A 25,270-nucleotide genomic window follows, 5' to 3' on the forward strand; every position below is an offset into this window, starting at 1 on the left:
GCGACCGTTCCCGATCCTGCTCGCCGGCTATCGGCCAGTCGCTGAGACGATGAACACCGGACCTTGCTCCTCGCTGATCGTCAGCCGACGATGTGCGATATCGACCGATGCGCCATAGAGATCGGACGCGGACGTACCTGCGACCGGCAACTGCGACAGGTCGACATCGACCGTGTTGTCAGTTTCGTAGCACCAGACCACGTATTTCACGACGTTTTCGGCGCGCAATTGCAGGACGGCGACACGGCGAACCGGGTCCATGAACAGTCGCGCGCCACGTGCATTGGCGGTAAACGAGAAAAGATGCCGAACCGCGACGTATGCCGGCAATGGTGTGTTGTCCGCGTCCAGCAAGCCGAAGTTGTGCTCCATGTTCTTCGGATCGCGGCCGTCGTTGCGCATGTCGTAATAGGCGGTGAGCCCGATCTGCGCAATCCAGTCGACGAGAAGGCGCCGTACCGCGTAGCGCGCCTGGCGTTCGCGCGCCACGGGATCGTGGCCGTCGCGGGTGTGCGCCACGTATTTGTACCCATAGGTCGGATACGACCATTCGGTTGCCCAGATCGCGGGAACACCGCGATAGGTCGCGAGGTCTTGCGCGAGCGTCACATAGTCGCGCAGCACGGTCTCCGGTGCAGTCTGCCGATACGGATGCACGCTGACCGCGTCGGGCGCGGGCTGGGACGCGCTGCCGATATCGCCCACCGCTCGAATGAAAGCCCGGTCGACCTGCTGAACGCCGCCCGTCGCAACGATTGCCTGCGGATTCGCGGCTTTGACGGCCCGGACGGTCGCCTCGAGCAGATTCCGGTATTTGACGGGGGACGGCGGTGCGAGCCAGTAGTCCTTGTGGTCCTGCTCGTTCCACACTTCGAAGCGTACCGGCTGATCGCGATAGTGTCGCGCGGCCTGCGTCGCATACTCGGCGAATGCATCGATCTGTGCCGGCGACGTCGGGGGTTGCTTCGGCGCATGCAGCGGATGCTGATAACCGAGAATGAACAGAGCGCCGAGTCCTCGCGCACGCAGGTTCGCGACGAGCGCGTCGTAGCGGGAGAAGTTCCAGCCTTGCGGCGTTTCCACCGAATCCCAGAACAGATCGGTTCGGACGAACGAGAAGCCGACATCTCGCACTGCGTCGAGCAACGCCGGATCGTCGATCTCGTGAATCGCAACACCCGAGTTCGCACGCGTGTCGAAAAAGCGGGGAAGCGCGACGAAAGGCAGCGTCGACGTCTGCGCCAGATTCGGAAGAACGAGCGCGGGTTCGTCCGAGCTGGCGGAATTCGACGCCGTCAGCACGGCCGCGGCCGCAAGCAGTGCGGCTGCCACGCATTTCGCCAAGCCCCTGATGCGTGTGCGTTCGATGATCATGCTCATCGGCTTCCCGCCCAGGTCGACGCATGCCCCAAGCCATCGCGACTGGCCAGACGTTCGCGACCCGCATGAATTGTCAGCATGCGGACCGAGACGCCGGCGAAGAGCAGACAGCCGAGCGCTTCGAAGATATCCGTCGTGACGCCGCTCAGCAGTATGAAGAGCAGCATCAACCATGCGCGCGGATCATCCGCGCGGCTGCCCAGCACGCGCTGCGCGAACAGGAGCATGACGAGCACGCCCCCTGCCACACCGAGATTCGCGACGATATAGAGCGCGGCGTTGTCGGCATAGCCGGTATTGAAGCCGAAGTCGGACGTGTAGTACGCCGTCGCGGACCCGAATCCACCGGCCCCTACGCCAAACCAGAGCAGGTTCGCACTCGCCATCCCGTCGAGCAGCTTCGGCCAGGTGTTCAGCAGCCGATCCTGCATCGATGCGAGCGATCCTGTATCGGTGGCGCCCACGTTGACCGTCTCGGCGACGACCCATCCCGCGAGCGGCAACGCGATCATCAATATCGTCAGGGCGATACAGACCCGCCGGAGGCCAGGCGTTTTCAGGGTGGCGAAACACAGCAACACGAGCGAAAGCGCGATGAGCGTCGTCTTGTTGGTGGTCGCCCAGATCGCGAATGCCGACATCGCGAGCAATGCCAAGATGACCATCGCGTTGCGCTGGCGCGGGACGAGCCACGTAGTCAGCAGGCCGATCACGAGGCCTGTGGACGCACTGCTTCGACCGAACCCGGGCAGGCGCGGTACGGAACCGACGTAATTGGAGCTTGCCAGTTGCACATTGACGCCGTCGACGTCGATACTGCCGCCGACCCATGGCAGATGGACGAACTCGTTGAGCATGACCCCGGCACAGCAGGCCATCGCCAACGCGAAGAGCGCAAACCTCAGCGCGTTCGACTCGAGCATCGCCAACGCGTCAGGCGGCATCAACAGCACGAACAGCAACGGCGCGACCGTCCACACCCAGAAGCATGCGGCCACGAGACTGACGCCGTTCGCGAGCGAAACGCACAGCTGCGCGGCCATGAAGCTCGCAACGAGCAGGGTGCTGACACGGGGACGCACCGCAAGGCCGAACGCGATGCAGCCGACCATCAGGGCCTTCGGCAGATAGCCGAGCATCGACACGCCTGCGATCGACGTGTAATAGCGGATCGCGCCGGAGAATACCTCGCTCGCGATCGCGATCATGAATGTCGCTGCCCACAGTCGGTTGATCGATCGGTTTCCGTTCATGGTGCTCGATACACGTTTTAGAGCGGAGCGACGCACACGTATCGCGCGTGATACGGTTCCCGGCCTACCCTGCTGTCACGCCAGTATAGGAGCGCGCAGCCGCGAGAAACGTTCGACAACCCACACATTCGGCGGCAGTGGCGCGGCAGGTTTCCGGCCCCGGAGAACCGGCCTTCGCATCAACCGGAACGCGCCGACAGATCGAGCACGCCGACGCGTTCACGGCGAAGGACGTATGCAAGCGCGACGGCGACGGCCGTTTCGGCGATCAGCACCGCGATCGCCGCGCCACGTTCGGCAAACAGCATCGCGAGCGGAGGAAGCAACGTCACGTTCAACGCGCCCGACGAGATCAGGATGACGCTGAACGCCCGCTTCATCCCGAGCGGCAACATCGTTTGAACGCCGAACAGGTCGGTCATGCATGCCATGAACGGCACCAGCGCCAGGCAATGCAGCACGCCGATCGTCGGCGCAAACGAGCTGCCGTACAGGATACGGACCGCCAGCGGCGCGCATGCATAGATCGTCGCCGACATGGCCAGCACCAGCGCGCCTTGCATGACGATCAGCTTGCGCAGGAATGCGAATGCTTCGTCGCGCGCGTGATGCATCAGGTAGGTCACGTGCGGATAGGTTGCCGCCCTGAGCGGTTGCAACAAGCCGACCGCGGCACGGATGAGTTTGTCACCGGCCGCAAAATAGCCTGCGGCGACGTTACCGGAAACCATGCTCAGCAGGACGGTATTGGTCGACGCGTAAAACGAGATCGACGTCGAGGCGAGGAACACCTGAAAGCCGCCTTTCAACGCTTCGACGACGTCCGAAAGTCGCACCTGAACGCGCTCGACCTCGCGATGAAAGAACAGGTACGCCAGCAGCGTGATCCCGCACAGCAATGGCACGGCCGTATTGATCGCGACTGCATGCAGGAGGTCGTCCTCCGTGCGCACCCACAGGAAGATGGCAGCGACACTGAGTACCCGGTACACCACCACCGTCACGCTATAGACACTCAGCTTCTGAATACCCTGAAAATACCAGCCCGGCGTCAGCGCGGCACCGATCGCCATCCCGAAACCGATCAGCAGCGCTCTGCGCTCCGCGGCAAAATGAGGAATGAGCATGGTCAGCGCGACGAGCAACCCGAAGCCGGCGACGGTGATCGCCCATTGGGCGCAAACCGTCGTCCAGAAAATGCGCGACCGCTCCATCCTGTCGTTTGCGAGGGCGACACGCGGCGTTGCCGTCAGGTCGAAACTATAGTTCGCGAGATTGATGAAATACGTCGTCACCGCAAGCACGAACGATAGCCGGCCGTACTCTTGGGGGCCGAGCACGCGCGTCAGGAGCGGCAGCGTGACGAGCGGCACGACGTACGTCGAGATCTGCAGCGCAAACAACAACGCAAAATTTTTTCGAACGGCGGTCATCGTGCTTGCCGGGCTGAGAGGAAACAGTGCATCGACTGTCAATGTGCCCGCGTGCGCGATACATTCCCGCCGATACCGAGCGCGGCATACAGCGACGCCGCATAGCGGTCGACCGAGTAGCGTGACCAGTCGTAGCGACGCTGCTCGTCGTCGAGGTGCGCCCGCAGTTCGACGAGCGCGCGTGCCAGGTCGTCGGCCGTGTTCCGGTAGCGAATCTTGTTGCCGAGATCGTCGCCGAAGGTCGACAGGCTTCCAATGTCGTGCACGAGTGCCGGCAGGCCCAGCATGGCCGCTTCGACGATCACGAGCGGCGCGTTTTCCACCCAGATGGACGGCAGTACGATCGCGTCATGCGTCGGCAGCGTGGCAAACAGCGTTGCATGATCGAGACGCCCGGCAAAGCGCAGCCGCCCCGCCTCCACAAGTGCTGCGTGATGTTGCTCGAGGCTGCCGCGCTCCGGTCCGTCACCGTAGACCGTCAGCGACCCAATCGCGTCGCCGGGCGATTCGCCCATGAGCGCGAGAAACTGGGCAAGGCCCTTGTCGGCCTCCAGGCGACCGACGAACGCGAGATCGAGACGGCCTCTCCGCGCAGGCTTCGGTGTACGGGGAACCAGCGTCGTATCGATCGGATTCGGCAGCAGTGTCGCCGGTGTCCGACCGAATCGTGCGATCAGGTCGCGCATGAACGGGCTCGGGCAGAGAATCTCGTCGAACAGGCCGAGCGGGTCGAAAAGCGCGTTGACCGCGTGCCAATGCAGCTTCTTCGCGACATCGTGAAGAAAACCGCGCGGGCTGGCGGTGAGAACGATACGCCTGCCGCGACGCAATTGATCGAGCGATAGCGGTTGCGCGCGCCCTCCCCGGTAGACCATCAGACTCGGGTTGTAGAACACCAGGTGGTAGTCGTGCGCGGTCATGTACAAACGGCACTTCGAGCGCCGTTTGTAGCGCCCGAGCACGGGCAGGATCGCGCTCGACAGCAGGTTGTGGTAATTGTGCACGAGGATCCGTTGCGGACGAAATCGCTCGAGCAACGTGTCGAGCGCGCGTGCGGCAGCAGGTGACCACGCGCGTGCGCGACGACCGTTCTCGACATCGATCAGCGTGCGCTCGTCGAACGTTTCGACCTCGACGTCATTGCGCGCGCGAAGCACGTCGACGGACAGCCGGTACACTTCCTCGGCCCCGCCCTTGCGAACGAAATCGTTGACGACCAGTACACGCATCACGACCGCCCCGAATGGCACGTCGCCTGCGACGCGTGGCGTTTACATGTTGTCCAGCATCCACGGCGGTTTCTTTGCATCCACATTCCTGAGCAGCCTCATGACGCCGGCACCGTCGAAAACGGGCGACGCGAGAAATAGACACCGTCAAGATACTGTGCCGGAAACCGGGGATCTGTTCGCACGGTCACTTTCGGACGGTTTCAACCGGTCGCCGGCACACGGGGCGTGCTCCTCCCCGCCCGTAGCCTGGGCGTCGTCCAGCCGCGCTCAAATGCGGCGGCGGGTAACCGAACGCTACGGCGTCGCGCGTTCGGCTTCCGCTTTCGGCCTTGCCGTCGAAACCGGCTCCGCCGGCGCATGCCAGCCGGAAAGCAGCGCAGCGCAGCGGTCGACCACGTACTGCGCGGCGGCATCGCTGTGCAACGAATGGTCGAGCCCGTCCTGCGTATCGACCGATACGTTCGACAAATGCGCGAACGCACCGGACACCGGACCGAAATGCCGAACCACGACATCGACGCCCGGATCGAACGTGCCGTAGAGGAGATGCGCCTGGATGCCGCGTGCCGACATGTCGTGCAGCATCCCGCGCGGCGTATCCTTGTCCGGCGCGCGCCCCATGCGCTCCATGAAGCTCTTGATCGGGACCGTCGTGAAGTCGGCGACGAAACGAATCAGCGCACGCAGCACCGGACGCGGATCACGCCCCTCGAGCAGCACCCGGCGCCACTTGCCGAGGCTGCGCAATGAAGCGACATAACCACGCATCGAATTGGTCTGGTTGTCGACGACATCCGCCAGTGTCTGTCCGCGCGGCCAGACAAACACGGGGAGATTGATCGTGATCGCGCCGGCAAGCGCGCCCCGCGCGGCGGCATGAAGCGACGCGTACGCTCCGGAGCAGATTCCGAACGTGACGATCCGATGGTGACCCGCCTCTTTCAGCCAACGCGCGGCGCAGATCATGTCGTCGATCATCTGGTCCGAATACGGAATATCCGATTGATCGTCACGCGCACGCAGGCTGCTGTCGCCGATCCCGCTCGAATCGAAGCGCAGACTGCGGATGCCGCGCGCGGCGAGCGACCGCGCCAGGCGAACTGCAAGCCGCCCGTCGGCCGTACGCGGATTGGCGGCGGTATTGGCGATAAGCAGCGTGGGGGCCGCGAGACGCATGGCGTCGTCGGCTGGCTCGCACAGCACCCCGATCAGTGGTTGCGTCCCCATGCGAATCACGCGCTCGACACTGCCGCTTCCGGCCAGGACGACGTCGGAAACGTGCTGGCGCGTGGAGGTTCGTACGTCCGCGTCAGGATCGTCGTCGATCCAGCTTCCGATCGTGTCGAGCAACGCATTCGGCAGCCGGGAGCGGTGCGGTTCGCACATGGCGGCCGCCCAGTCCGAACATGTGTGGATACTGACCGCGACGCCACGCGCGCGCAGCGTGTCCGACAACGCCGGACCATCGCCGTACGGCGTATCGACGAGCAGCGCGCGCGCGGGCAACTCGCGCAGCTGGCCGGCAGCCTGGCACAGGTCGATACTGCGGAGTGTTCCGAGGAGATCGTCGGGATACGCGTGGCCGAGCACCTTGAACGGCCGTTCGTCACGAACCGCCTCCCGCACGGTCGGCGGCAGGTTATCGAGCCAGCGTTGCGCGACGAGCGAGAGCTCGCGCACGTAGCTGCGACCACGCACGACGGGGGCAAGTGCGATGAAACGCGTGATTCCGGACAGGCCGTCCGAAGCGAGAAGCGCCAATGGCGCACCGGCGCGTACACCGATGAGCGTCAGGCCATCCAGCACGGCGTTGTCGCGCAAGGTCCGGACGGCATGGCGCACGCTTGCGAGCATGTTCTCGAAACGTTCGGGATCCTGTTCGTCGCCGAGCGAATCGCCACTCGCCGGATAGTGAAAACGTAGAACCGGAAAACCACGGTCGGCAAGGTGTTCCGCAATTGAGCGAACAAGCTTGTGCAGCCAGAGCGCCTCATGGCCGAGCGGCTCGCATATGACGACGCCGTGTGGTCGAGTGCCCTCGTGAAGCCAGCCGACGCATCCATCGAACTGGATGGGTGTCATGGTTTGGTCCTTGTTTTAAGTGTCTGACAGGCCGGGTTTCAACGCGTGCTTGCCGCGGGCCATGGGGCAAGCGTTCGATCGTTGCCCGGATGCATGAAGGGAAGCGCGCCAGCAACGCACGCGCACTCGCCGCGGACCACCCCGATCCGCAGGCGCTTCAATGTAGAGGCAGGTTTCGAGAATGCCCTTGATTTGCATTCCGCAATATCGCCCCGCTTTTCACCGGACGACCTCGATGCGCGGCGCAGACGGCCGCACTCGAATGTCTAAGGCGATTAGGCCATCTCGTCCTGACGGATTCCGTACGCCACATTACATTTTCAATACGAAGCCGTCACGCGTGTCAGGCAGTGACATGACCGATTGCGGCTGCGGCCGTCGAGATCGGGTTCACGGCGTCACGGCCCGGGCCGTGAGCGCGCCCTGCGCCGCGGACGGAATCAGCAAATTCACGACGCGGCTCCAGCGCACCAGCGACGACGCATCGACGAAGACGACGTCGCGACGCTCGAGCGGAAACTGATCGGCCAACGCATAGGAGGCCGGCGCGCGACCGTCCAGGTGATAGACCTGCGGCCGGTTCCCCGGCCCGCGGCGCACCACGTAGATCTGCCGCGCGTCAGACGTGTACTGACTGACGCCGCCGGTCTCGCCAAGCGCTTCACCGAGGCTGATCCGTCCGTCGGTCAACGTCAGCGTCGCCGGGCGTGACACTTCGCCGAGTACGAAGACCTTCGCTTCGCTCGTCGGACGCACTCGCACGAGATCGCCGTCGCGCAACAGGATATTGGACGGATTGATACCCGCGGCGATCATGGCCGGCAAACTCACGTTCACCGTCTTGCCGCCGCGCGTCACCGTGACCTGCGACCGGTCGGCTCCGGCCGTGAAGCCGCCCGCGCGATCGATCGCCTCGGGCAACGTCATCGGCATGTCGTTCACGATCTGCAGCCCCGGCGTGCGCACTTCGCCGTCGAGATAAACTCGCTTGCTGCGATACGCCTGGATACGCAGCGCAATCTGCGGTTTGCGCACGTACTCGCCCAGCCGCCGGGTCACCGCGGCACGCGCCTCCGCCTCGGTGAGCCCGGCCACGTGTACGAGGCCTGCTTGCGCGAACTGAACGTTACCGCCCGCGTCCACCGTGTACCCCGCCACAACCGAGTTGGTGCCGATATTGTCGCCATTCGTCGCCTGCGCCGTCGGCAGGTTCAGTTCCGGGTGATCCCAGACGACGATGTTCAGCACATCGCCCGGGCCGATCACGTATGCCTTTGGCGTACCGAACAGTTGCCGGATTTCGGCGTCGACGCCGGCAGAGCGCGCGGCATGCTGTTGTTCGACGAACGCAGGCGTGATCTCGATCAGGTCTTCGCTGGACACGTTCTGCACCCCGTCGAGTCCCCCCGACCCCGTCGCCGCAACGCTCACGCGCGCATTCGCATCGCGTTCGGCCGGCGCCTGATATGTCATGCCCGGCGCAAATGCGCAGGCATTCAGCACACACACGGTCGCCGCCATCGCAACGCGCAGCCGCGGCATGCCGAGCCTCGATTTCTTCTGTGTAGTCGTTGACATCGCGTCTTTCCAAACTGAGCGGAACCCGCCCGCCCCAACCTGACGGATACCGCATTTCGCTTGCCGGCACGGCTCGCGCTGCATTGCCGCGCATCCTTTCTCGCCGCACATCGCTTCGTACGGCCGAGCGGCGCTTCGGCGCGCTCGTCTGTCTACAGTCGGCCGGCCCGCCCGACGAAAATCGCGGTTACGCACCGGCATACCGTCCGCATCGCCGTCGCGAACGTCGCCCGATACGACACGGACGGTCCGCACGGATACTGCCGCGCCGGTCGTGCTCCGGCGCGGCCGCTCCCGCGGCGATACACGATTGGACACCGTCCAGCCCGGCGCGTATGTGAGCAAGCCCACCGAAAGCCAAACTTCATACGGAAATGGGGCCACTCCCCTGAAAAGCGACCGCGACCGCCGGTTGCTAACCGCCACACCATTTGTTCAGTGTCGCGTCGAACGTAAAAGTCAGGACCTGCCCGCTCACCATGACGACGTTTCCCCCGGTCGTCGTCTGGATGTTCGCGTTGTTCGCGATCGTGCAGTTGCCGTTGGTCGCGATGATCCTGACCGACTGGCCGTCGATCCCGCCGACCAGGTTGGTCAGCATCGTCGGCGACGCATAGTTCGCCGTCAGTTTGCTGATACCGGTCACCCCGGGCGTCGAACTGGTGCCGACGAAGCCGTTGGACCACACCGCCATCGCGTTACCGGCGCTGTCGGCCGTCGGCACGCCGTAGCTGTAACGAACCAGCCCGGTCGCATTCTCGATGTGAAATTGCCACGGCCACATTTGCAGCAGGCGCCCGCTGGCCCATGCGCTGTTGACCGCACGTCCGTAGCGGTCCTCAGGAATATATTTGTAACGCCCGGCCACCCCGTTACCTTGCGACGCATCGACACAGATCTTCGAGAAGTATTCTCCTGCGGGAATGTACGCCGTACTGGATGAAGACGGCGTAAACGTATAGGTGTCGGTTCCGGCCGTGACGCTTCCGGAACGCGCGATCGTGCCCGTGATGCCAAAAATGGTCGCCAGCGTCGTGTCGCCTGTCCCGTTGACTGCGTTGACCGGCATGAAGATCGACAGGTTCGGCGTCGTACCGAACGACCAGCCCGGAATCGCGACGGCGCCCGTCCCCGTCAAAACCAGCGCCGAGGTGACCTGCTGAAACACGCTGTCGGTCTCGCAATCGATTCTCAGGTTGTACGGACTCTCGGTGGAAATGAATACCGCCTCGGCGCATCCGAAATAATTCCTGAACCTGATCGTGTTGTAGCCGATGTTCCCGATCGTCACCCCCTTCACCGTCTTCGGGAACGCGAAGGTAAATTCATTGTCCGTGGGATAGACATTGAAATTCGGGTTCGGCCGAATCTCCGCCGCGTAGTCGTTACGTGCGCTCAACGGGAAGTTGATGTCGAAAAGGCAGTTCGTGACCTGTCCGATGACGCTGAACATCCGGCCGCCGCTCAGTCCCATCGTCGTCATCCGGTCGTGCAGCACGATGTTTCGCGCTTGAATTCCGTACAGCGGAAAGCCGGTATTCGACGTGCGCCGATCCTGCACGGCGAGCGCGGTGCCATAGCTGAAGATGATGTCGATATTGTTCAGGTTGAACAGGTTCGACGAGTCGGACATAGTGGCAGCCGGGCTGTCGTCAAGGTAGATCCCGAAACTCGGCGTGTTCGTCGACAGGTCGCCGCAGTGCCTGATCTTCATCGTGTTCAGATTGATCTCGCGTACGTTGGCGCGTGCTTGCGTCGATCCGCTTCCGGTGTCCATCCACAGCACGCCGCCGCCGCGGAAATACAGACAGTTCACGTGAGCGACATCGAGCCAGTCCACGTTGCCCTGCAACACCAGGCCATGTTGCAGTGATGCGCATGCGCGATTGCCCTGAAGGGTAAAGTCGCGCAGGACACACCCGGCGAGCACGGCCATGTTCGACGTCCATGACACGTTGCCGGTCTGCGGCAAATCCGTCGCTTCGTTGTTGAAGCCGGCGTTCAATACCGTCAGGCATTGGCCGCTGACGCCGGCGCCGAACTGAATGATCGAGGTGCGCGCCGAATGCCCGAACACGGCTATCGGCCTGGTGATCGACGGAAGCGCGAGGCTCGAATAGTAGACCCCGGCAGGCAGGTCGCCCTTGACCGGCCAGATAGTCATCAGGTAGTTCAGCCAGGCCGTCAGGGCCGGGCCGTCGTCGCTGCCGTAGACCACGTTCGCCCCGGTCGCCGACGCATTGGCGGCTTTCGCGAGCGTGATCTGCGTCGCGCTGACGAACGCCGCAATCGTGGTGGAAACGACCAGCGTTGCAACGCCGCTGGCGTTCGTTGTCGCGATGTCGATCCGCTTGCCGACGTCCGCCGCCGTGAATACCGCCGAGGCCGACGAAAACGACGTTGATCCCGACGTCGTGACGCCGTCGTTGACGATCCGGGTGTTTCCCTTCGCACCAAAATATTTGGCGCTGACCGGCAAATTGGCCGGAAGCGCCGCGGGTAAATCCATCCACACCTGCGTGGTACCCGCAGCGAGATTCACGATCGCACCGCCATTGCTCGACGCCAGCACGGTGGTACGCGACAGCGTGTTCCCGCTGGCGTTGTATGCGCCGATTCCGATCTCCCAGTTCCCGCTCGGAACACCGGTCCCCGTGACCGCTTGCAGCCCGTAATAGAAAGTATCGGCATTGGCGCACACGGACGAAAATGCTCGGAATCCCGTCATTGCACCGGCCAGGGACAGCGCCCCCGTACCGGTAGAAGTGGTCGTTTCCTGGACCCGATCCTGAAGCTGGAATGCCATATCGTTCCTTGACGTGTGATTGTCGGACTTTGCGGAAATCAACTCCTGTCGCACCTTCGGATTCGATGCCCGGTCGATTGATTATCGAAAAGAGATGTGCGAACTCGATCGAGCGTACGCACCCGCGCAAGATTAGAAACAGATTCACCGGCAAACAGTGCGTGAAATGACCCAAGCGATTGAGCAATACCGTCATCGCCACATGAAAAGTACGTTTCGGACATCCGGTCAACCGCGTCGTATTCGATGACATGTCAATGTCGCCCCGGTTAGATGTACACGCAACGAACCGGACCACGAGTCACGGCGTATTGCCCGCGCAATAGCACCAGCACACAGGTACTTCTTACCCGACCACACCCCCACCATCGGGAACGATGACCGCCTTTCCACCCCACCCAGCGCGACTACGAAATAAAGATCACACGGATCGGTAGAAACACCGATGCTGTAGTCAAACTACATTCATACCATTGGTCGCAGCAGAGAATCGCTACACCCGATTCGACAGTGCGGGATGGCCTGCGTCGCCGCCCGCATTGACTGGTCGAGCCCAACCGGCCGTAACGATTCCCCGCCTGGCCTGGCATGCCGACGCGCAACCATCCTGCACCGCCAGCCGAATCCGTCCGGTGCGAATCCACCGGACGTGCGCAGCTCCAGACATCATTCGAACAACCGGCAATACGATCAGGAGAGCAACATGCGGGACAAACTCTGGCCGGCCGTCGTGCTGGCAGCGACCCTCTGCACCACTGCCTACGCCGGCGACGCCGATTTCAATGCGCAGGGCGACGCGACCGACGCGTTCGCATCGGCCGCCGCGCAACGGCGCGCCGACCTGCTCGTGCGCAAGATGACGCTCGACGAGAAACTTCAATTCATTCATTCGCAATACGAAATGTCCAAGGTGCCGGGCGGTGGCGCCGGCTACATCCAGGGTGTGCCGCGGCTCGGCATTCCCGATCTCAACATGGTCGATTCGGCGACCGGCTCCGGCAGCACGTCGCAGGCCAGCACGACGTTCCCGGCCACGATCGCGGTCGCCGCGAGCTGGGATCGGCGGCTGTCGTACGACTACGGCAAGCAGGTCGCGATCCAGTTGCGCGCGCAAGGATTCGGGATGGGCCTCGCCGGCGGCACCAACCTCGCGCGCGAGCCGCGCGGCGGCCGCCTGTTCGAGTATCTCGGCGAGGATCCGCTGCTCGCCGGCGACCTGCTCGCCGAACGCACGCTCGCCACGCAGCGGCAGAAAGTCATCGCCACGATCAAGCACTACGCGGGCAACGAGCAGGAGCACGGCCGGATGGGCGGCAATACGCAGATCGACGAACGCACGCTGCGCGAGCTGTATCTGCTGCCGTTCGAGATCGCCGCGAAACGCGGGCGGCCCGGTAGCGTGATGTGCAGCTACAACCGCCTGAACGGCACCTATGCGTGCGAGAACCCTCATCTGCTGAACGACGTGCTGAAGAACGAGTGGGGCTTCCAGGGCCAGGTGCAGTCCGACTGGGGCGCCACGCACAGCACCGCCGCCGCGATCAATGCCGGGCTCGACGAGGAAGAAGACGTCGGGCCGAGCGTGTACCTGACGCCGGCGGCCGTCAAGCAGGCGATCGCGAACGGCTCGGTGTCGACCGCGCGCCTCGACGACATGGTGCGCCGCAAGCTCGCCGTGATGATCCGCGTGGGCGTGATGGACGATCCGGCCCAAGGCGGCGGCACGATCGATTTCGCGGCCGGGAACCGGTTCGCGCAAGCGGCTTCCGAGCAATCGATCGTTCTGCTGAAGAACGACGGCAACCAGTTGCCGCTCGTCGCGTCGGCACTGTCGCGGATCGCCGTGATCGGCGGCCATGCGGATGCAGCCGTGCTGTCCGGCGGCGGCTCGGGTAACACGCGCGACCCCGTATCCGGTTCGTTCGCCGGCTGCGGAGGCCTGACGTTCGGATCGTCGACCGGCTGCAGCTGGTGGCGCAATCCATGGCTCAAGGTCGACGTGCCGATCGTCGCGGCGATCCGCGCGCTGGCGCCGGCCGCGCAGGTCACGTATGCGGGCAACAGCGACCAGCAGTCGCCGTTCCGCGCGTACACGCAGCAGGAGATCGACCAGGCCGCGGCGCTCGCGGGCCGCTCGGATGTCGCGATCGTCGTGGTCGCGCAGCCGGCCGGCGAGGATTTCGGCGACCTGCAGAGCCTGAGCCTCGCGAACCCGTCGAACCAGGATGCGCTCGTCGAGGCCGTCGCGCGCGCGAATCCGCATACGGTCGTGGTCGTCCAGAGCGGCAATCCGGTGCTGATGCCGTGGAAGGACAACGTGTCGGCCATCGTCGAGGCGTGGTATCCGGGCGAAGCCGGCGGCAAGGCGATCGCGAACGTGCTGTTCGGCGCGGTCAATCCGTCGGGCAAGCTGCCCGTGACTTTCCCGGCGCGCGATCAGGACTCGCCGACGTGGGGGCAAAACGGCGCGTTCGACAACGACCCGGTGTACGCGGAAAAGCTGGACATGGGCTACCGCTGGTATGACGCGCGCAACATCAAGCCGATGTTCGAGTTCGGCTACGGCCTGTCGTATACGCACTTCGCGTATTCGGGTCTGTCGGTGTCGAAGCAATGGGACGGCTCGCTGAGCGTCGCGTTCACCGTACGCAACGACGGGCGCGTGGCCGGCGCGGAAACGCCGCAGGTCTATCTCGGCGTGCCGTACAAGGACGAGCCGCCGAAGCGGCTGGTCGGCTGGGAAAAGATCCGGCTGAATCCGGGCGAGGCACGGCGGGTGCGCGTGACCGTGTCGCCGCGGATGCAGAGCGTCTGGGATACGTCGCGCAACGGCTGGCGGGTCGTCTCGGGCGGGACCGTGTACGTCGGCGCGTCGTCGCGCGATATCCGCTTGCAAGGCCATTGAGCGAGCGGCGATGAAGCGACCGGGGGCGCCGCGCATCGCATGCGCGGCGCCCCCGCGCCCACCACCACTGTGCTGAAGCGCGTTACCTGAACAGCAGCGCCAGCACCGTCACGAGCGCCGCGATCGTGACGATGCCCGCCGCCACACCCGCCAGATGCGCGGCAATCACCACGCCGGCCGGCAATCGCGACGCGATGCCGGCCATCACGCGCGACCCGCGTCCAGCGTGTCGAGCAACGGCCTCGCCAGATGCAGGACCTGGTACACGGTGCCCGCGCCGCCGTCGTCCGGTTCATGTTCCGTCACGAGCGCACGCGTCAAGCGCCAACGCAGCGGATCGAGACTGACGGCCGCCGCGACCACGCCCTGCCGAGCCGCCGCTTCGCGATTGCGTGCGATCTCCCGCGCCAGTGCCGCATCGAGATCGGCGTCCGCCGGAATCTCGATCGTTTCAAGACGCGCGAAACGTCCCGTCGACGCACTGCCCTTGCGCGCGTCGAGCGCAACTTGCGTGTCGATCGGCGCGCGACCGAAGCTGTCCGTCACGACCCGATAGCGGCCATCCGTCACGAACCGCGCGAACGCCTGTTCGTTGCGCCACAGGTAGAACGACGCATAGCCGTTTTCCGTCGCGCCGTGACGGCCGGCCTCGCGCAACAGGAATCCCTTGAACAGCAGGTCGGGCGTGTCGTCCCACAGCCGGCCGCGCTCGCGCACGCGATTGCGGATGATGTCGAGGTCGTAGTCCGCCGGCAGGCGGTGCACGTAGTACGCGGTCAGCATGATCGACTCCTGGCGAAAGAAACGGACGGCATTCCGGACGGCATGGACGCAGCGTAGAAGACCTTGAATCATTTGAAAAGACGATGGCAGAATATTTCAATGATTCGATTCTGAAATGAATGAGGGTGCGATGAAAACGCTCGACATCGAAGCCGTGCAGGCCTTCGTGCTGACCGCCGATCTCAAGAGCTTCACGCGGGCCGCGGAAGCGCTGGACACGACACAGTCCGCGGTGAGCCTGAAGATCAAGCGGCTGGAAGACGGGCTCGGCCGCCGCCTGCTGGAACGCACGCCGCGGCAGGTTCGCCTGTCGGCCGACGGCACCGCGTTCCTGGAGCCGGCGCGCGAACTGGTGGCCGCTCACCATGGTGCGCTCGGCGCCTTCGGCACGAGCCAGCGACGGCTCGTGATCGGCGTCAGCCACCATGTCGTCGGCGCCGATCTGCCGATGCTGCTGCGGCGGATGAGCGAAGCGGAGCCGGCGCTGGTGCTGGAGATCCGCGTCGCCGCGTCGCGCGACGTGCTCGATGCGTTCGATCGCGGCCGGCTCGATGCGGCCGTCGCGCTGCAGCACGACAGCCGACGGCTCGACGGCGAAACCATTCTGTCGGAGTCGTTCGGCTGGATGGCGGCGGCCGATTTCGAATACCATCCGCCGCAACCGCTGCGGCTCGCCACGCAGGCCGAACCGTGCAGCGTGCGCCGCATGGCGGTCGACGCGCTGGACGAAGCCGGTGTCGCGTGGACGGAAGTCTTCGTCGGCGGCGGCGTGGCGACGATCGGCGCGGCGGTATCCGCGGGGCTGGCCGTCGCGGCGCTCGGGCATCGCGTGGCGCCCTCCGGCACCGTCGACGTGGGGACGCGCTACGGGCTGCCGCCGTTGCCGGCGCGCGACGTGGTGCTCTACTCGAACCTGACCGATGCGCACGCCCGGCAGGCGCTGCGCACGCTGGGCGCGGCGCTGCGGTCGTCGGTCGGCGTGCGTTGATGCCGTGCGCGGCATCGATGAATCGACTTGAGCCACGCGCAGGAAACGAAAGCAGCGCATGTCGCGCGCAGGTACCGTGCCCGATTCAAGCCATGCTCGCCATCCGGACCGCGGTCGCCGGCCAAACTGGATACCCTCGACGTGCGCCACGGTAAAATTCCGTCTTCGCCCCGCGCTCATGCAGACGACATCCATCGGTCCGCGGGCCCACACCACGAGCATCGACCGGCCATCATCACCTTGATTTCCCTACGCTTTCCGCGTCGCGACGCATGAGTTATTCGCTCGCCACCTCCTACCTCCGCGAACTCGAAATCCGCAAGAGCCGTTTCATCGCGTACGCGGTTCCCGTCGAGGACCGCGATGCCGCGATGCAGGTGCTGCAGCGCCTGCGCGACGAGCATCCGGCGGCCACCCACGTGTGCTGGGCGCTGCTGGCGGGCGGCCAGTCGGGTATGTCGGACGACGGCGAGCCGTCGGGCACGGCGGGCCGGCCGATCCTCGAAGTGCTGCGTCATCACGACCTCGACGGCGTGCTCGGCGCGGTCGTGCGTTACTACGGCGGCGTGAAACTCGGCGCGGGCGGGCTGGTGCGCGCGTACACGGATGCGATCGCGTCGGCGCTGCTCGATGCCGAGCGCGTCGAGCGCATTCGGCACACGCGGCTCGCGATCGAGATCGGCTACCCGGAAGAGGCACGCGTGCGCCGCTGGATCGAACAGGCGGGTTACGCGCTAGTGGACAGCGCGTACGGGATGACGGTAAAGCTCGTGATCAAGCTGCCCGAAGCCGCCGAAGCCGCGGCAAGGGCCGAACTGTTCGACCTGACGCAAGGACGCTCCGGCTTCCCCGACCTGTGATTGGATTCGCTCGATAGAAGACCGCGCGCCGCGTTGCACGGCGCGCCTCCCCTGGCCGGTCCAGCCGCCCCGAACCGCTCAATACACGTCCGGCACGATCATGTTGTCGGGCACCGGCCGGCGAATGTAATCCTCGTGATGCTCGCGCTGCGGCAGGTCGATCGTCGGGCGCGGCACCTCGTGATACGGCACCTGGCCGAGCAGATGGTGAATGCAGTTCAGCCGCGCGCGCTTCTTGTCGACGGCCTGCACGACCCACCACGGCGCCTCCGGAATATGCGTGCGCTGCAGCATCTCTTCCTTCGCGGCCGTATAAGCCTCCCAGCGGCGGCGGCTTTCGAGGTCCATCGGGCTCAGCTTCCACTGCTTCAGCGGGTCCTCGATCCGGCTCTGGAAGCGCAGTTCCTGCTCGTGGTCGGTGATCGAGAACCAGTACTTGACGATCTGGATGCCGCTGCGCACGAGCATCTTCTCGAACTCGGGCACCGATCGGAAAAATTCCTCGTACTCGTCGTCGGTACAGAAATTCATCACGCGCTCGACCCCCGCACGGTTGTACCAGCTGCGGTCGAACAGCACGATCTCGCCGCCTGCCGGCAGATGCGCGACATAGCGCTGGAAATACCATTGCGTGCGCTCGCGGTTGTTCGGCGCCGGCAGCGCGGCCACCCGGCACACGCGCGGGTTCAGGCGCTGCGTGATGCGCTTGATCGCACCGCCCTTGCCGGCCGCATCGCGCCCCTCGAACAGGACGACGAGCCGGTGCCCGGTGTTCACGACCCAGTCCTGCAGCTTCACGAGTTCGCCCTGCAAGCGGAACAACTCGCGGAAATACGCCTTACGCGCCTCGCGACGCTCGGGCGAGAACAGCACGTCCTCACCATTGTCGAAGCGGCGGTCGTCGAGTTCCATCTCGAGCTCTTCGTCGTAGGCGTCGACGAGATCTTCCTCGAAACGGCGCTGGCGCTCCTCCATCGAGCGCGTCTCGGTGCGGTTGTCGGTCTCGGTGCGGGTATCGTTGTCGCCCATGGGGCCTCCTTCCATCATTGACGCAGCCAAACTCGATCATTATCCCAGCGTCGCGCGTCAAATTCATGAAAATGGCCGGCTACGCCGTCAGAAGCGGAAGTTCAGCAGGACGGTGGCCAGCACCGGGTTCGCCGAAATATCGAACGTATTCGACGCCAGCAGGCGGTTCGGCTGGTTGATGTCGAGCGTGATCCGGGTGCGCAGCGGGATGTAGGTCACCATCCCGGTGAGCCAGAACCGGCGCGTGATCTGGTAGCTCGCGCCAACGGTGAACACCGGCTCCCAGACGCTCTTCACCTTCGCCGACACATTGGTCCGCCCCGACAGCAGCAGGTCGCCGCCGGCATCCCAGATCCGCTGGAACAGCGCCGGATCGAGCAGCAGCGACTGCAGGCTGCCGATGTCCGCGCCGGCCGCGAGCAGCCCGCCGAGCGATGCGAGCTTGCGCTGGAACACGGGGTTCAGGTTCGTGTTCGTGAAACGCGTGTAGCTGACGCCGATGCCCGCGAACGGACGGAAACGGTCGTCGCGCTCGCCGAGGTAGTACTTGAACACGACCGAGCCGAGCCAGGCCCGCGTGGTCGCGAGCGGATTGCTTTGCGTGTTGCCGAGATCGATCAGCGGAAAGCGCCCGTGGACGCCGGCAAAGATGCGGTCGAGCGGCAGCGCGATGCTGCCGTGCCCGCGCAACGTCAGCACCGGCGGAATGCCGGCGCCCAGTTCGGCGGCCCAGTGCTCCGAGACGAAATGCGTGAACGTGAACGCCAGCGTGTTCGTATTGCTGAGTGACAGGCTCGAACCCGCGTTCTGGAAACTGTTCAGGCCGAGCGCGTCGGTGCGCGTCGTCACGGGCGTCGAGCGTCCGGTCGTCCCGACGAAGTGCCAGCCGAGGCCGACCATGTTGCGGTCGTCGCCCATCAGTTGCTCGAGCAAGGGCGGCGCCTGCGCGGCCGGCAGATCGGGCAGCCGCGATGGATCGACCGGATGCAGTTCGTACGGCATCCGGTCGGCATGGACGACGCCGCGCGCCGCTGCGTCGCCGGCCGGTGCATCGTGCGTGGCGGCCGGATCGCAGCCGCCGCCGGTACGGCCGTCGTCGAAGCCGATGCCGTCCGCGCCCGCGTCGCCGGCGGCCTCGCAGGCGCGCGCTGCCGCGCCGGTTCGCTGCCCGAGCGTGATCTTGCGGGCGGTCAGCGGAATGGTATCGGGTTGCCGCTCGTCGCCCGAAGCTTCGTTGCGTGCGCCGCGCGCCGGCCCCGCATCGGTCATCCATGCGCTCGCATCGAAGCCAGCCGCATCGCCGCCCGGCCAGAAGCCGATCCCGTCGGCGCCGGCCTGCCAGCGCGGTGGGGCGTCGCCGTCGGGCTGCGGCGCGGCGTGCGCGGCGGCCGCGCATGCGAACAGCGTCGCGCCGAGCCAGCGCGACAGCGGACGCACGGTGCCCGGCCGCGCGCGGGGGCGGCGGGTGTCGCGATTGCCCATCGGCTCAGGCCGGCACGCCGAACAGGCGCTGGCGAATCCGGTACAACGGCTCGAACAGCCATTCGAGCAGGCTGCGACGCTCCAGCACGATGTCCGCCTTCAGCATCATCCCGGCCCGCAGCGACAACGGCCGACCATCGAACGACGGCGTGCGGTCGGCGAGTTCGACCCAGGTCTTGAAGTAGGTCTGCGGCACGGCCGCATCGCCGGGCAGGTTCAGTTCCTTCGCCGAGAACGCGACGGGCGAGATCGACAGCACCTTGCCGCGATAGGTGCCGAATTTCTCCACCGGATAGCTTGCGTACGCAACCTTCACCTCCTGCCCCTTCTTCACGAAGCCGGCCTTCGACGACGGAATGTAGACCTCGGCGATCAGTCCGTCCGCCTTCGCGGGCAGGATCTCGACGACACGCGTGCCGGGCGGATCGATCACGCCGCCCTGCACGACGTCGAGCCGCACGATCTGCCCGTCGGCCGGCGCGTACAGCACCTGGTTCACGTTCTCGTCGATGTTGTATTCCTTCGCGTTCAGCTCCTCCTGCTTGATCTTCAGTTCCGCGTTCGCGCCGTCGTACTTGCTCTGCATCGTGTCGAGATCGCCGCGCAGCTTCATCGCGTTCTTCGCGAGTTCGGCGCGGCGCAGCAGCAGGTCCTGGTACGCCTGGCCGGCCTGCAGGTATTGCGTGTTGACCTGGTTGTACTGTTCGAGCGTCACGACCTGTTCGTCGAGCAACTGCTTCACGCGCGCGCGCCGTTCGCCATACTCGTCGACGATGCGCTTCTGGTCCTGGATCTGCCGGTCGATCAGCCCGCGGCTCTCGCCCTGCGCGGCGATCTGCTGATTGATCTGCTGCACCGACGACCGGTATTCGAGCCGCGCCGCATCGATCTGCTGCGTCACCTCGACGCGCTGCCGGTCGAGCGCCGCGCGCATCCCCTGCACGTTGTTCGCCTGGCTGACGAAGCTCGTGTCGCGCGTCACCGCGAGCAGGCGCTGGCCGGCCTTCACGTGCTGATCCTTGCCGACGTAGACGTCGCGCACCGCCCAGCCCGGCGGCGCACCGACGCCGATCAGCCCCGAGCGCGGCGTCAGCATCCCCGACACGCTCTCGGTGTTCGCGTAGCTCAGCTCGACGAGCGCGGTCACGAACATCGCGAACATCGCCAGCGACAGGTAGCAGAAGAACCGCATCGACACCGGCACGTCCACGACGCCGTGAATCACGGTGCCGAAGGTCGTGCCGCGCGCGAGCTTGCGCGACGGCTTCTGTTCTCGGAGGGCGGAATTCCAGGTCGGCATGGGGCGGGCTCGTCAGGAGCGACGCCGCGCGGCCGCATCGAGCAGCGGCGTCGGCATCAGGTAAGGCGTGAAGTGTTCCCAGAAATGCCACTGCTCGGGCTGGCGCACGAGCGCCTGCTCGAGACGGTCGACGATGCGCTGGTGCGTCGCGCGCACGGGCGACGCGTCGTCGTCGGTACCGAGCATCGGTGCAAGCGGGCTGGCCGCGAGCTCGGTGAAATGCACCGCGCATCGATCGCGGAACGGCACGCCGGTCGCATACGCGACGAGCAGCGGAATGCCCTGCTCGACCGCGAGCTTCACGCCGCCGCCGGCCATCCGCACCCAGCGCCCGCCGAGCCGACAGCGATTGGTCTTGCCGAACTTGCCGTGCAAGTCGGAGAACAGCAGAAACACGGGCGCCTCGCGCCGCAGGCTCGTGATCAGCCGCCGCAGATGCACGCGCTCCTCGATGTCGATGAATTCGACTTCGCCGGCGCCGTACTCGGCGACGAGCCGCAGCGCATCGTCGAAGAACGCGCCCGGCGCGTCGCGGTGCAGGATCACCATCAGCTTGCGGTCGTCGGGAATCATGAAGCGCAGCTTCGTGACGAACAGCATCAGGTTGCCGAAGTGCAGCCCGGCGAGCATCAGCGGGCCGCCGCGTGCGAGTGCCGCGCGCAACTGGTCGTCGCCTTCGCATGCCATCCCGTCGATCATCGTTTTCATCGATGCGAGGCTGTGCGTGCGCAGCTTGAGCCCCGCGAATTCGGCCTCGAACAACTCGCGCACGATCGCGGCCGACACTTCGCGCACGCGCCGCGGATCGTCGTTCAGGTGCGCGCTCAACATGTAAGCGACCGCGCGCTCGATCGACTCGCGGATGCACGGAAAGCAGCGCAGGCACGCGCCCGAGCACCAGCGCATCAGCCGCAGCCCACGCGCGGGCGACGTGCGCAGCGCGATCGCCCGCACCGCGCGGCGTAGCAGGAACGCATACGAGAACGGATTGAGCAGGAAGAGCCGCCCGAGCATCACCGCGCCTCCTCGTTCGTGCGCCATGCGTCGGTCGCATCGGTCAGCACGCCGTCATCCATCCGGTAGATCCGGTCGACCATCGACAGGATCGACGCATCGTGCGTGACGAGCACGATCGTGCACGGCAGCGTCAGCACGTTGCGGCAGATCTCGTGCGTGGTCGCCTGGTCGAGGTTCGACGAAAACTCGTCGAGGATCAGCAGGCGCGGCTCGCAATACAGCGCCCGCGCGATCAGCAATCTCTGCATCTGGCCGGCCGACAGGAATTTCTGCGTATCGCCGAGCGGCGTGTCGTAGCGATGGTCGAGCCGCTCGATCTCGTCGTGGATGCACGCGAGCTTCGCCGCGTCGAACATCGCGCCGATCCGCGGCGCGGGCGCGAAATTCGTGATGTTGTCGCGGATCGTCCCGCGAAACAGCTGGTCGGACTGCGTGACGGCCGCGAGATGCTTGCGGTATTGCCGCAGGTTCACTTCCGCGAGATCGACGCCGCCGACGAACAGCGTGCCGGGCTTGGGCCGCACGAGCCCGCAGATCAAGTTCAGCAGCGTCGTCTTGCCGCTGCCGGTGCGGCCGACGATCGCGATCTTGCTGCCGGCCGGCACGTCGAGCGCGACATCGCTCAGGATCGGCCGATGGCCGCCCTTCGGCGTGTACGACAGCGCGCGGATCGACAGCGCGCCGTCGAACCCGTCGACCGGCCGCACGACCGCGTCCGGCGCCGGCTCCTCGGTCTCGGTCTGCAGCACGTCCGCGACGCGATCCATGTGCACCTGCAGCACCTTGCGCCGCACGTAGAGCTGGATCGAATCGATGAACTTGTCCGCGAACAGGTTCTTGTACTGGATGAACGCGTAGATCACGCCGATCGTGCTCTGGCCGTGCATCACGAGCCATGCGCCGTACGTGACGATCACGAGCTGCTCGACGTGCACGATCCCCTTCGAGATCGCGTCGAACAGCAGTTGCAGCCGCTCCTGCTGGCGCATCGCCTGCAGTTTCTGCGTGAACGCGTTGACCCACAGGCTGCTGCGCGCGGTCTCCGCCGACAGCAGCTTGATGGAATGCGCGGACCGGATGTTCTCGATCAGCAGCGCATCGGCCTCGGCGCCGCGCGTGAGGATCTGCGACATCGCGTCCTGCAGTTGCGGCTGGATCGCGAGCCGGCTCAACGCGAACAGCACCATCCCCGCGAGGCTGATACCGGCCAGTACGGGGCTGTAATACAGCATCAGCACGAGCGTCAGCGTGCAGGTGACGAGGTTCAGCAGCCCGCCCACCAGCCCGTCGACGAGAAATCGCCCGACCTCCGACACCGACGACACACGCGAGATCGAATCGCCGGTGTTGTGAAACAGGAAATAACCGATCGGCAGCCGCGCGAGATGGCCGACCATGTTCGCCGACAACTGCTGCGACACGATGTTGCGCAGGTAGCTCTTGATGTTGCCGACGAGATTCGCGTAGAGCGTGTCGAACAGGAACACGATCGCGAACAGGATCGTCAGCAGGTACAGGATGTCGACGTCGGTCTTCTTCAGCGCCTCGTCGATCGTCAGTTGCACGTACGACGGGCCGAGCAGCAGCAGGAGCTGCGCGGCGACGCCGCCCACGATGCCGATCGCGAGGCTCTTGCGGATGCCGGTCAGCCCTTCGAGGTAGTCGCGCAGCCGGATGCGGTCGGCCTGCCCCGCCCGCGAGAAACCGATGTCCGGATTCAGTTCGAGCGCATAGCCGGTGATGTGCGTGAGCGCCTGCGCGAGCGGCAGCCTCGTCTCGCCGAGCGCGGGGTCGACTATGTGCACGCTGCCGTAGCCGACCTTCGTCAGCACGACATAGTGGTTCATCCCCCAGTGCAGGATGCACGGCGTCTTGAGCGCGTCGAGCTCGCCCGCATCGAACTGCAGCCCGCGTGCGCGCAGGCCGAGATCGTTCGAGATTTCCATCAGGTCGAAGAACGACAGGCCGGAGTCGATCCGCACCGGATAGCGGTTGCGCAGCGTGCGCAACGTCGTTTCGCGCCCGTGCCACGACGCGATCATCGCGAGGCAGGCCAGGCCGCACTCCGTCACTTCGTCCTGCAGGACCGGACGGACTTTACGCGTATTGAAGAGCATGGTCGGGCACCCGGGGCGCGACGACGCGCCGCCCGGGCCAGCCGGTGCGGGCCCGTGGCGGGTCGTGCGCGATACGCATGGGCGCAGCCGGCGCTACCGGCTGCGACGGAAGATCGGTGTTGCCGGCCGCTCGGCGGGCCGCTCAGCGCGACGAGCCGAGCGACATCCGGAACTGTTCGACGGCGTGGGCCTGGTACTGGGTCATCAGGCCCTGCAGCGTGGTCCCGATCGACTGATTGACGAGATCGACCGTATAGGCGGCCGAATTGGAGTAAAGCGACGCGCCGCCGCGAATCTGGCGGGCCTGTTCTTCCGTGATGTCTCGCATTTGTGGTGGCCTTTATATTGTCGGAATGCCAACAGCCGTCAGCCAATTGCAAGCCCGATGGCCGTTCACTTTATTACGTGATAATCCAGCACTCCAGTCTCCTGATAATCGCCCGATTTCGAAATAATGCATTTCGAAGTCACTTTATTTCCACTGCGGCGATCGATTCTTTTCCTTCTGTTTCGCAGCATCTGACGCGGGGGGCGCCTCCCCGCGCACGGCGGTTACTTGCCGGTGTTATTGAACGTCTTCGGGTTCTGCAGGTAATTGCCGAGGCTCGGCAGGAACTGGCCGAGCGCGGTCACCACCGGCGCGGCGTCAACGGCGAGGCTACCCAGCGAGCTGATCGCACCGCCGCCATGCACATTCCTGACCTGTTCCGTCGTCATGACCTTCATCATTCTCTCCTCGTAAAAAATAAAGATGATGCAAAGAACCTTCATTGAAAGACAAACGGCTTTTAATCCCGAGCGACTCGTTAATCTAATAATCACTGCGATTACCAGCCGAAATCAGGCTATCATGCGGGCGCATCGGAATTCAATGGAGGACACACTCTTACAGCCGCATTTTCCGATGCACGGCGAGTAGCAGGCATTCATGCTGTTTGAATTTCAATTTCAAAACGTTTAAATCCCGCCGCAATGCATTGCGGCACGGACAGGAGACGGAGACGGCCATGTTTGAAACGAGGCGC

The 25,270-nt window shown here is 64.9% G+C and carries 19 protein-coding genes; 3 read left to right on the forward strand and 16 right to left on the reverse strand.

Annotation, left to right across the window (positions count from 1 at the left end):
* Positions 1-27: 27 nt before the first annotated feature.
* From JMF86_RS21535 to JMF86_RS21565, 7 genes are all read right to left on the reverse strand, one after another.
* Positions 28-1,380 (reverse strand): cellulase family glycosylhydrolase, encoded by a 1,353-nt coding sequence (locus JMF86_RS21535; RefSeq protein WP_011547868.1) that lies wholly within the window; start codon positions 1,378-1,380, stop codon positions 28-30.
* On the reverse strand, positions 1,377-2,588 hold the full coding sequence (locus tag JMF86_RS21540) for a membrane protein (protein WP_012338292.1): 1,212 nt from the start codon (positions 2,586-2,588) through the stop codon (positions 1,377-1,379). Before JMF86_RS21540 ends, JMF86_RS21535 begins: the two co-directional genes overlap by 4 nt.
* Positions 2,589-2,812: 224 nt before the next feature.
* On the reverse strand, positions 2,813-4,066 hold the full coding sequence (locus tag JMF86_RS21545; protein ID WP_011547870.1) for a flippase: 1,254 nt from the start codon (positions 4,064-4,066) through the stop codon (positions 2,813-2,815).
* A gap of 38 nt (positions 4,067-4,104) precedes the next feature.
* Complete coding sequence (locus JMF86_RS21550) at positions 4,105-5,295, reverse strand: glycosyltransferase family 4 protein (RefSeq protein WP_011547871.1); 1,191 nt, start codon at positions 5,293-5,295, stop codon at positions 4,105-4,107.
* Between the two features lie 297 nt (positions 5,296-5,592).
* The gene (locus JMF86_RS21555) at positions 5,593-7,380 is read right to left on the reverse strand and encodes an alpha/beta hydrolase (protein ID WP_011694714.1); all 1,788 of its coding nucleotides are present in this window, start codon (positions 7,378-7,380) and stop codon (positions 5,593-5,595) included.
* A gap of 390 nt (positions 7,381-7,770) precedes the next feature.
* Complete coding sequence (locus JMF86_RS21560) at positions 7,771-8,958, reverse strand: polysaccharide biosynthesis/export family protein (RefSeq protein ID WP_027812136.1); 1,188 nt, start codon at positions 8,956-8,958, stop codon at positions 7,771-7,773.
* Positions 8,959-9,373: 415 nt separating this feature from the next.
* Positions 9,374-11,764: a hypothetical protein gene (locus JMF86_RS21565; protein ID WP_011694713.1), complete on the reverse strand. Its 2,391-nt coding sequence runs from the start codon at positions 11,762-11,764 to the stop codon at positions 9,374-9,376.
* A gap of 703 nt (positions 11,765-12,467) precedes the next feature.
* Here JMF86_RS21565 and JMF86_RS21570 point away from each other — a divergent pair.
* Positions 12,468-14,669: a glycoside hydrolase family 3 C-terminal domain-containing protein gene (locus tag JMF86_RS21570; protein WP_011547874.1), complete on the forward strand. Its 2,202-nt coding sequence runs from the start codon at positions 12,468-12,470 to the stop codon at positions 14,667-14,669.
* Positions 14,670-14,751: 82 nt separating this feature from the next.
* On the opposite strand, the gene JMF86_RS35310 is transcribed toward JMF86_RS21570, so the two are convergent.
* Both JMF86_RS35310 and JMF86_RS21575 read right to left on the reverse strand, forming a co-directional pair.
* Positions 14,752-14,874, reverse strand: coding sequence for a hypothetical protein (locus tag JMF86_RS35310; RefSeq protein WP_012338296.1), 123 nt, complete (start codon positions 14,872-14,874; stop codon positions 14,752-14,754).
* Positions 14,874-15,452, reverse strand: coding sequence for a DUF4865 family protein (locus JMF86_RS21575; protein WP_012338297.1), 579 nt, complete (start codon positions 15,450-15,452; stop codon positions 14,874-14,876). The genes JMF86_RS35310 and JMF86_RS21575 overlap by 1 nt, the downstream gene beginning before the upstream one ends.
* Positions 15,453-15,582: 130 nt before the next feature.
* Between JMF86_RS21575 and JMF86_RS21580 the strand changes: the two genes are divergently transcribed.
* Both JMF86_RS21580 and JMF86_RS21585 read left to right on the forward strand, forming a co-directional pair.
* Positions 15,583-16,440, forward strand: a complete 858-nt coding sequence (locus tag JMF86_RS21580) for a LysR family transcriptional regulator (protein ID WP_201317143.1) — start codon at positions 15,583-15,585, stop codon at positions 16,438-16,440.
* A 272-nt stretch (positions 16,441-16,712) separates the two neighbouring features.
* The gene (locus JMF86_RS21585; protein WP_006479209.1) at positions 16,713-17,300 is read left to right on the forward strand and encodes a YigZ family protein; all 588 of its coding nucleotides are present in this window, start codon (positions 16,713-16,715) and stop codon (positions 17,298-17,300) included.
* 78 nt (positions 17,301-17,378) lie between these two features.
* Here the strand turns inward: JMF86_RS21585 and ppk2 are convergent, their stop codons facing one another.
* The 7 genes from ppk2 to JMF86_RS21620 form a co-directional block, all read right to left on the reverse strand.
* Entirely contained in the window at positions 17,379-18,329 is a 951-nt protein-coding gene (gene ppk2, locus JMF86_RS21590; protein ID WP_011547877.1) for a polyphosphate kinase 2, read from the reverse strand.
* A gap of 87 nt (positions 18,330-18,416) precedes the next feature.
* A complete protein-coding gene (locus JMF86_RS21595; protein WP_011547878.1) occupies positions 18,417-19,811 on the reverse strand; it encodes an OmpW family protein in 1,395 nt (464 codons plus the stop codon).
* Positions 19,812-19,815: 4 nt separating this feature from the next.
* Positions 19,816-21,111 carry an HlyD family secretion protein gene (locus JMF86_RS21600; RefSeq protein ID WP_011547879.1) on the reverse strand — a complete coding sequence of 432 codons (1,296 nt, stop codon included), beginning with the start codon at positions 21,109-21,111 and terminating at the stop codon, positions 19,816-19,818.
* A gap of 12 nt (positions 21,112-21,123) precedes the next feature.
* Positions 21,124-22,128 carry a hypothetical protein gene (locus tag JMF86_RS21605; RefSeq protein ID WP_041489486.1) on the reverse strand — a complete coding sequence of 335 codons (1,005 nt, stop codon included), beginning with the start codon at positions 22,126-22,128 and terminating at the stop codon, positions 21,124-21,126.
* On the reverse strand, positions 22,125-24,245 hold the full coding sequence (locus tag JMF86_RS21610) for a peptidase domain-containing ABC transporter (protein WP_011694712.1): 2,121 nt from the start codon (positions 24,243-24,245) through the stop codon (positions 22,125-22,127). The genes JMF86_RS21605 and JMF86_RS21610 overlap by 4 nt, the downstream gene beginning before the upstream one ends.
* 142 nt (positions 24,246-24,387) lie before the next feature.
* Entirely contained in the window at positions 24,388-24,573 is a 186-nt protein-coding gene (locus JMF86_RS21615; RefSeq protein ID WP_006479215.1) for a hypothetical protein, read from the reverse strand.
* A gap of 224 nt (positions 24,574-24,797) precedes the next feature.
* Positions 24,798-24,971 carry a hypothetical protein gene (locus tag JMF86_RS21620; RefSeq protein ID WP_006495012.1) on the reverse strand — a complete coding sequence of 58 codons (174 nt, stop codon included), beginning with the start codon at positions 24,969-24,971 and terminating at the stop codon, positions 24,798-24,800.
* Positions 24,972-25,270: the final 299 nt, after the last annotated feature.

The sequence above is a fragment of the Burkholderia sp. E168m15 genome (genome assembly GCF_016586105.1).
GTDB lineage: Bacteria > Pseudomonadota > Gammaproteobacteria > Burkholderiales > Burkholderiaceae > Burkholderia > Burkholderia orbicola.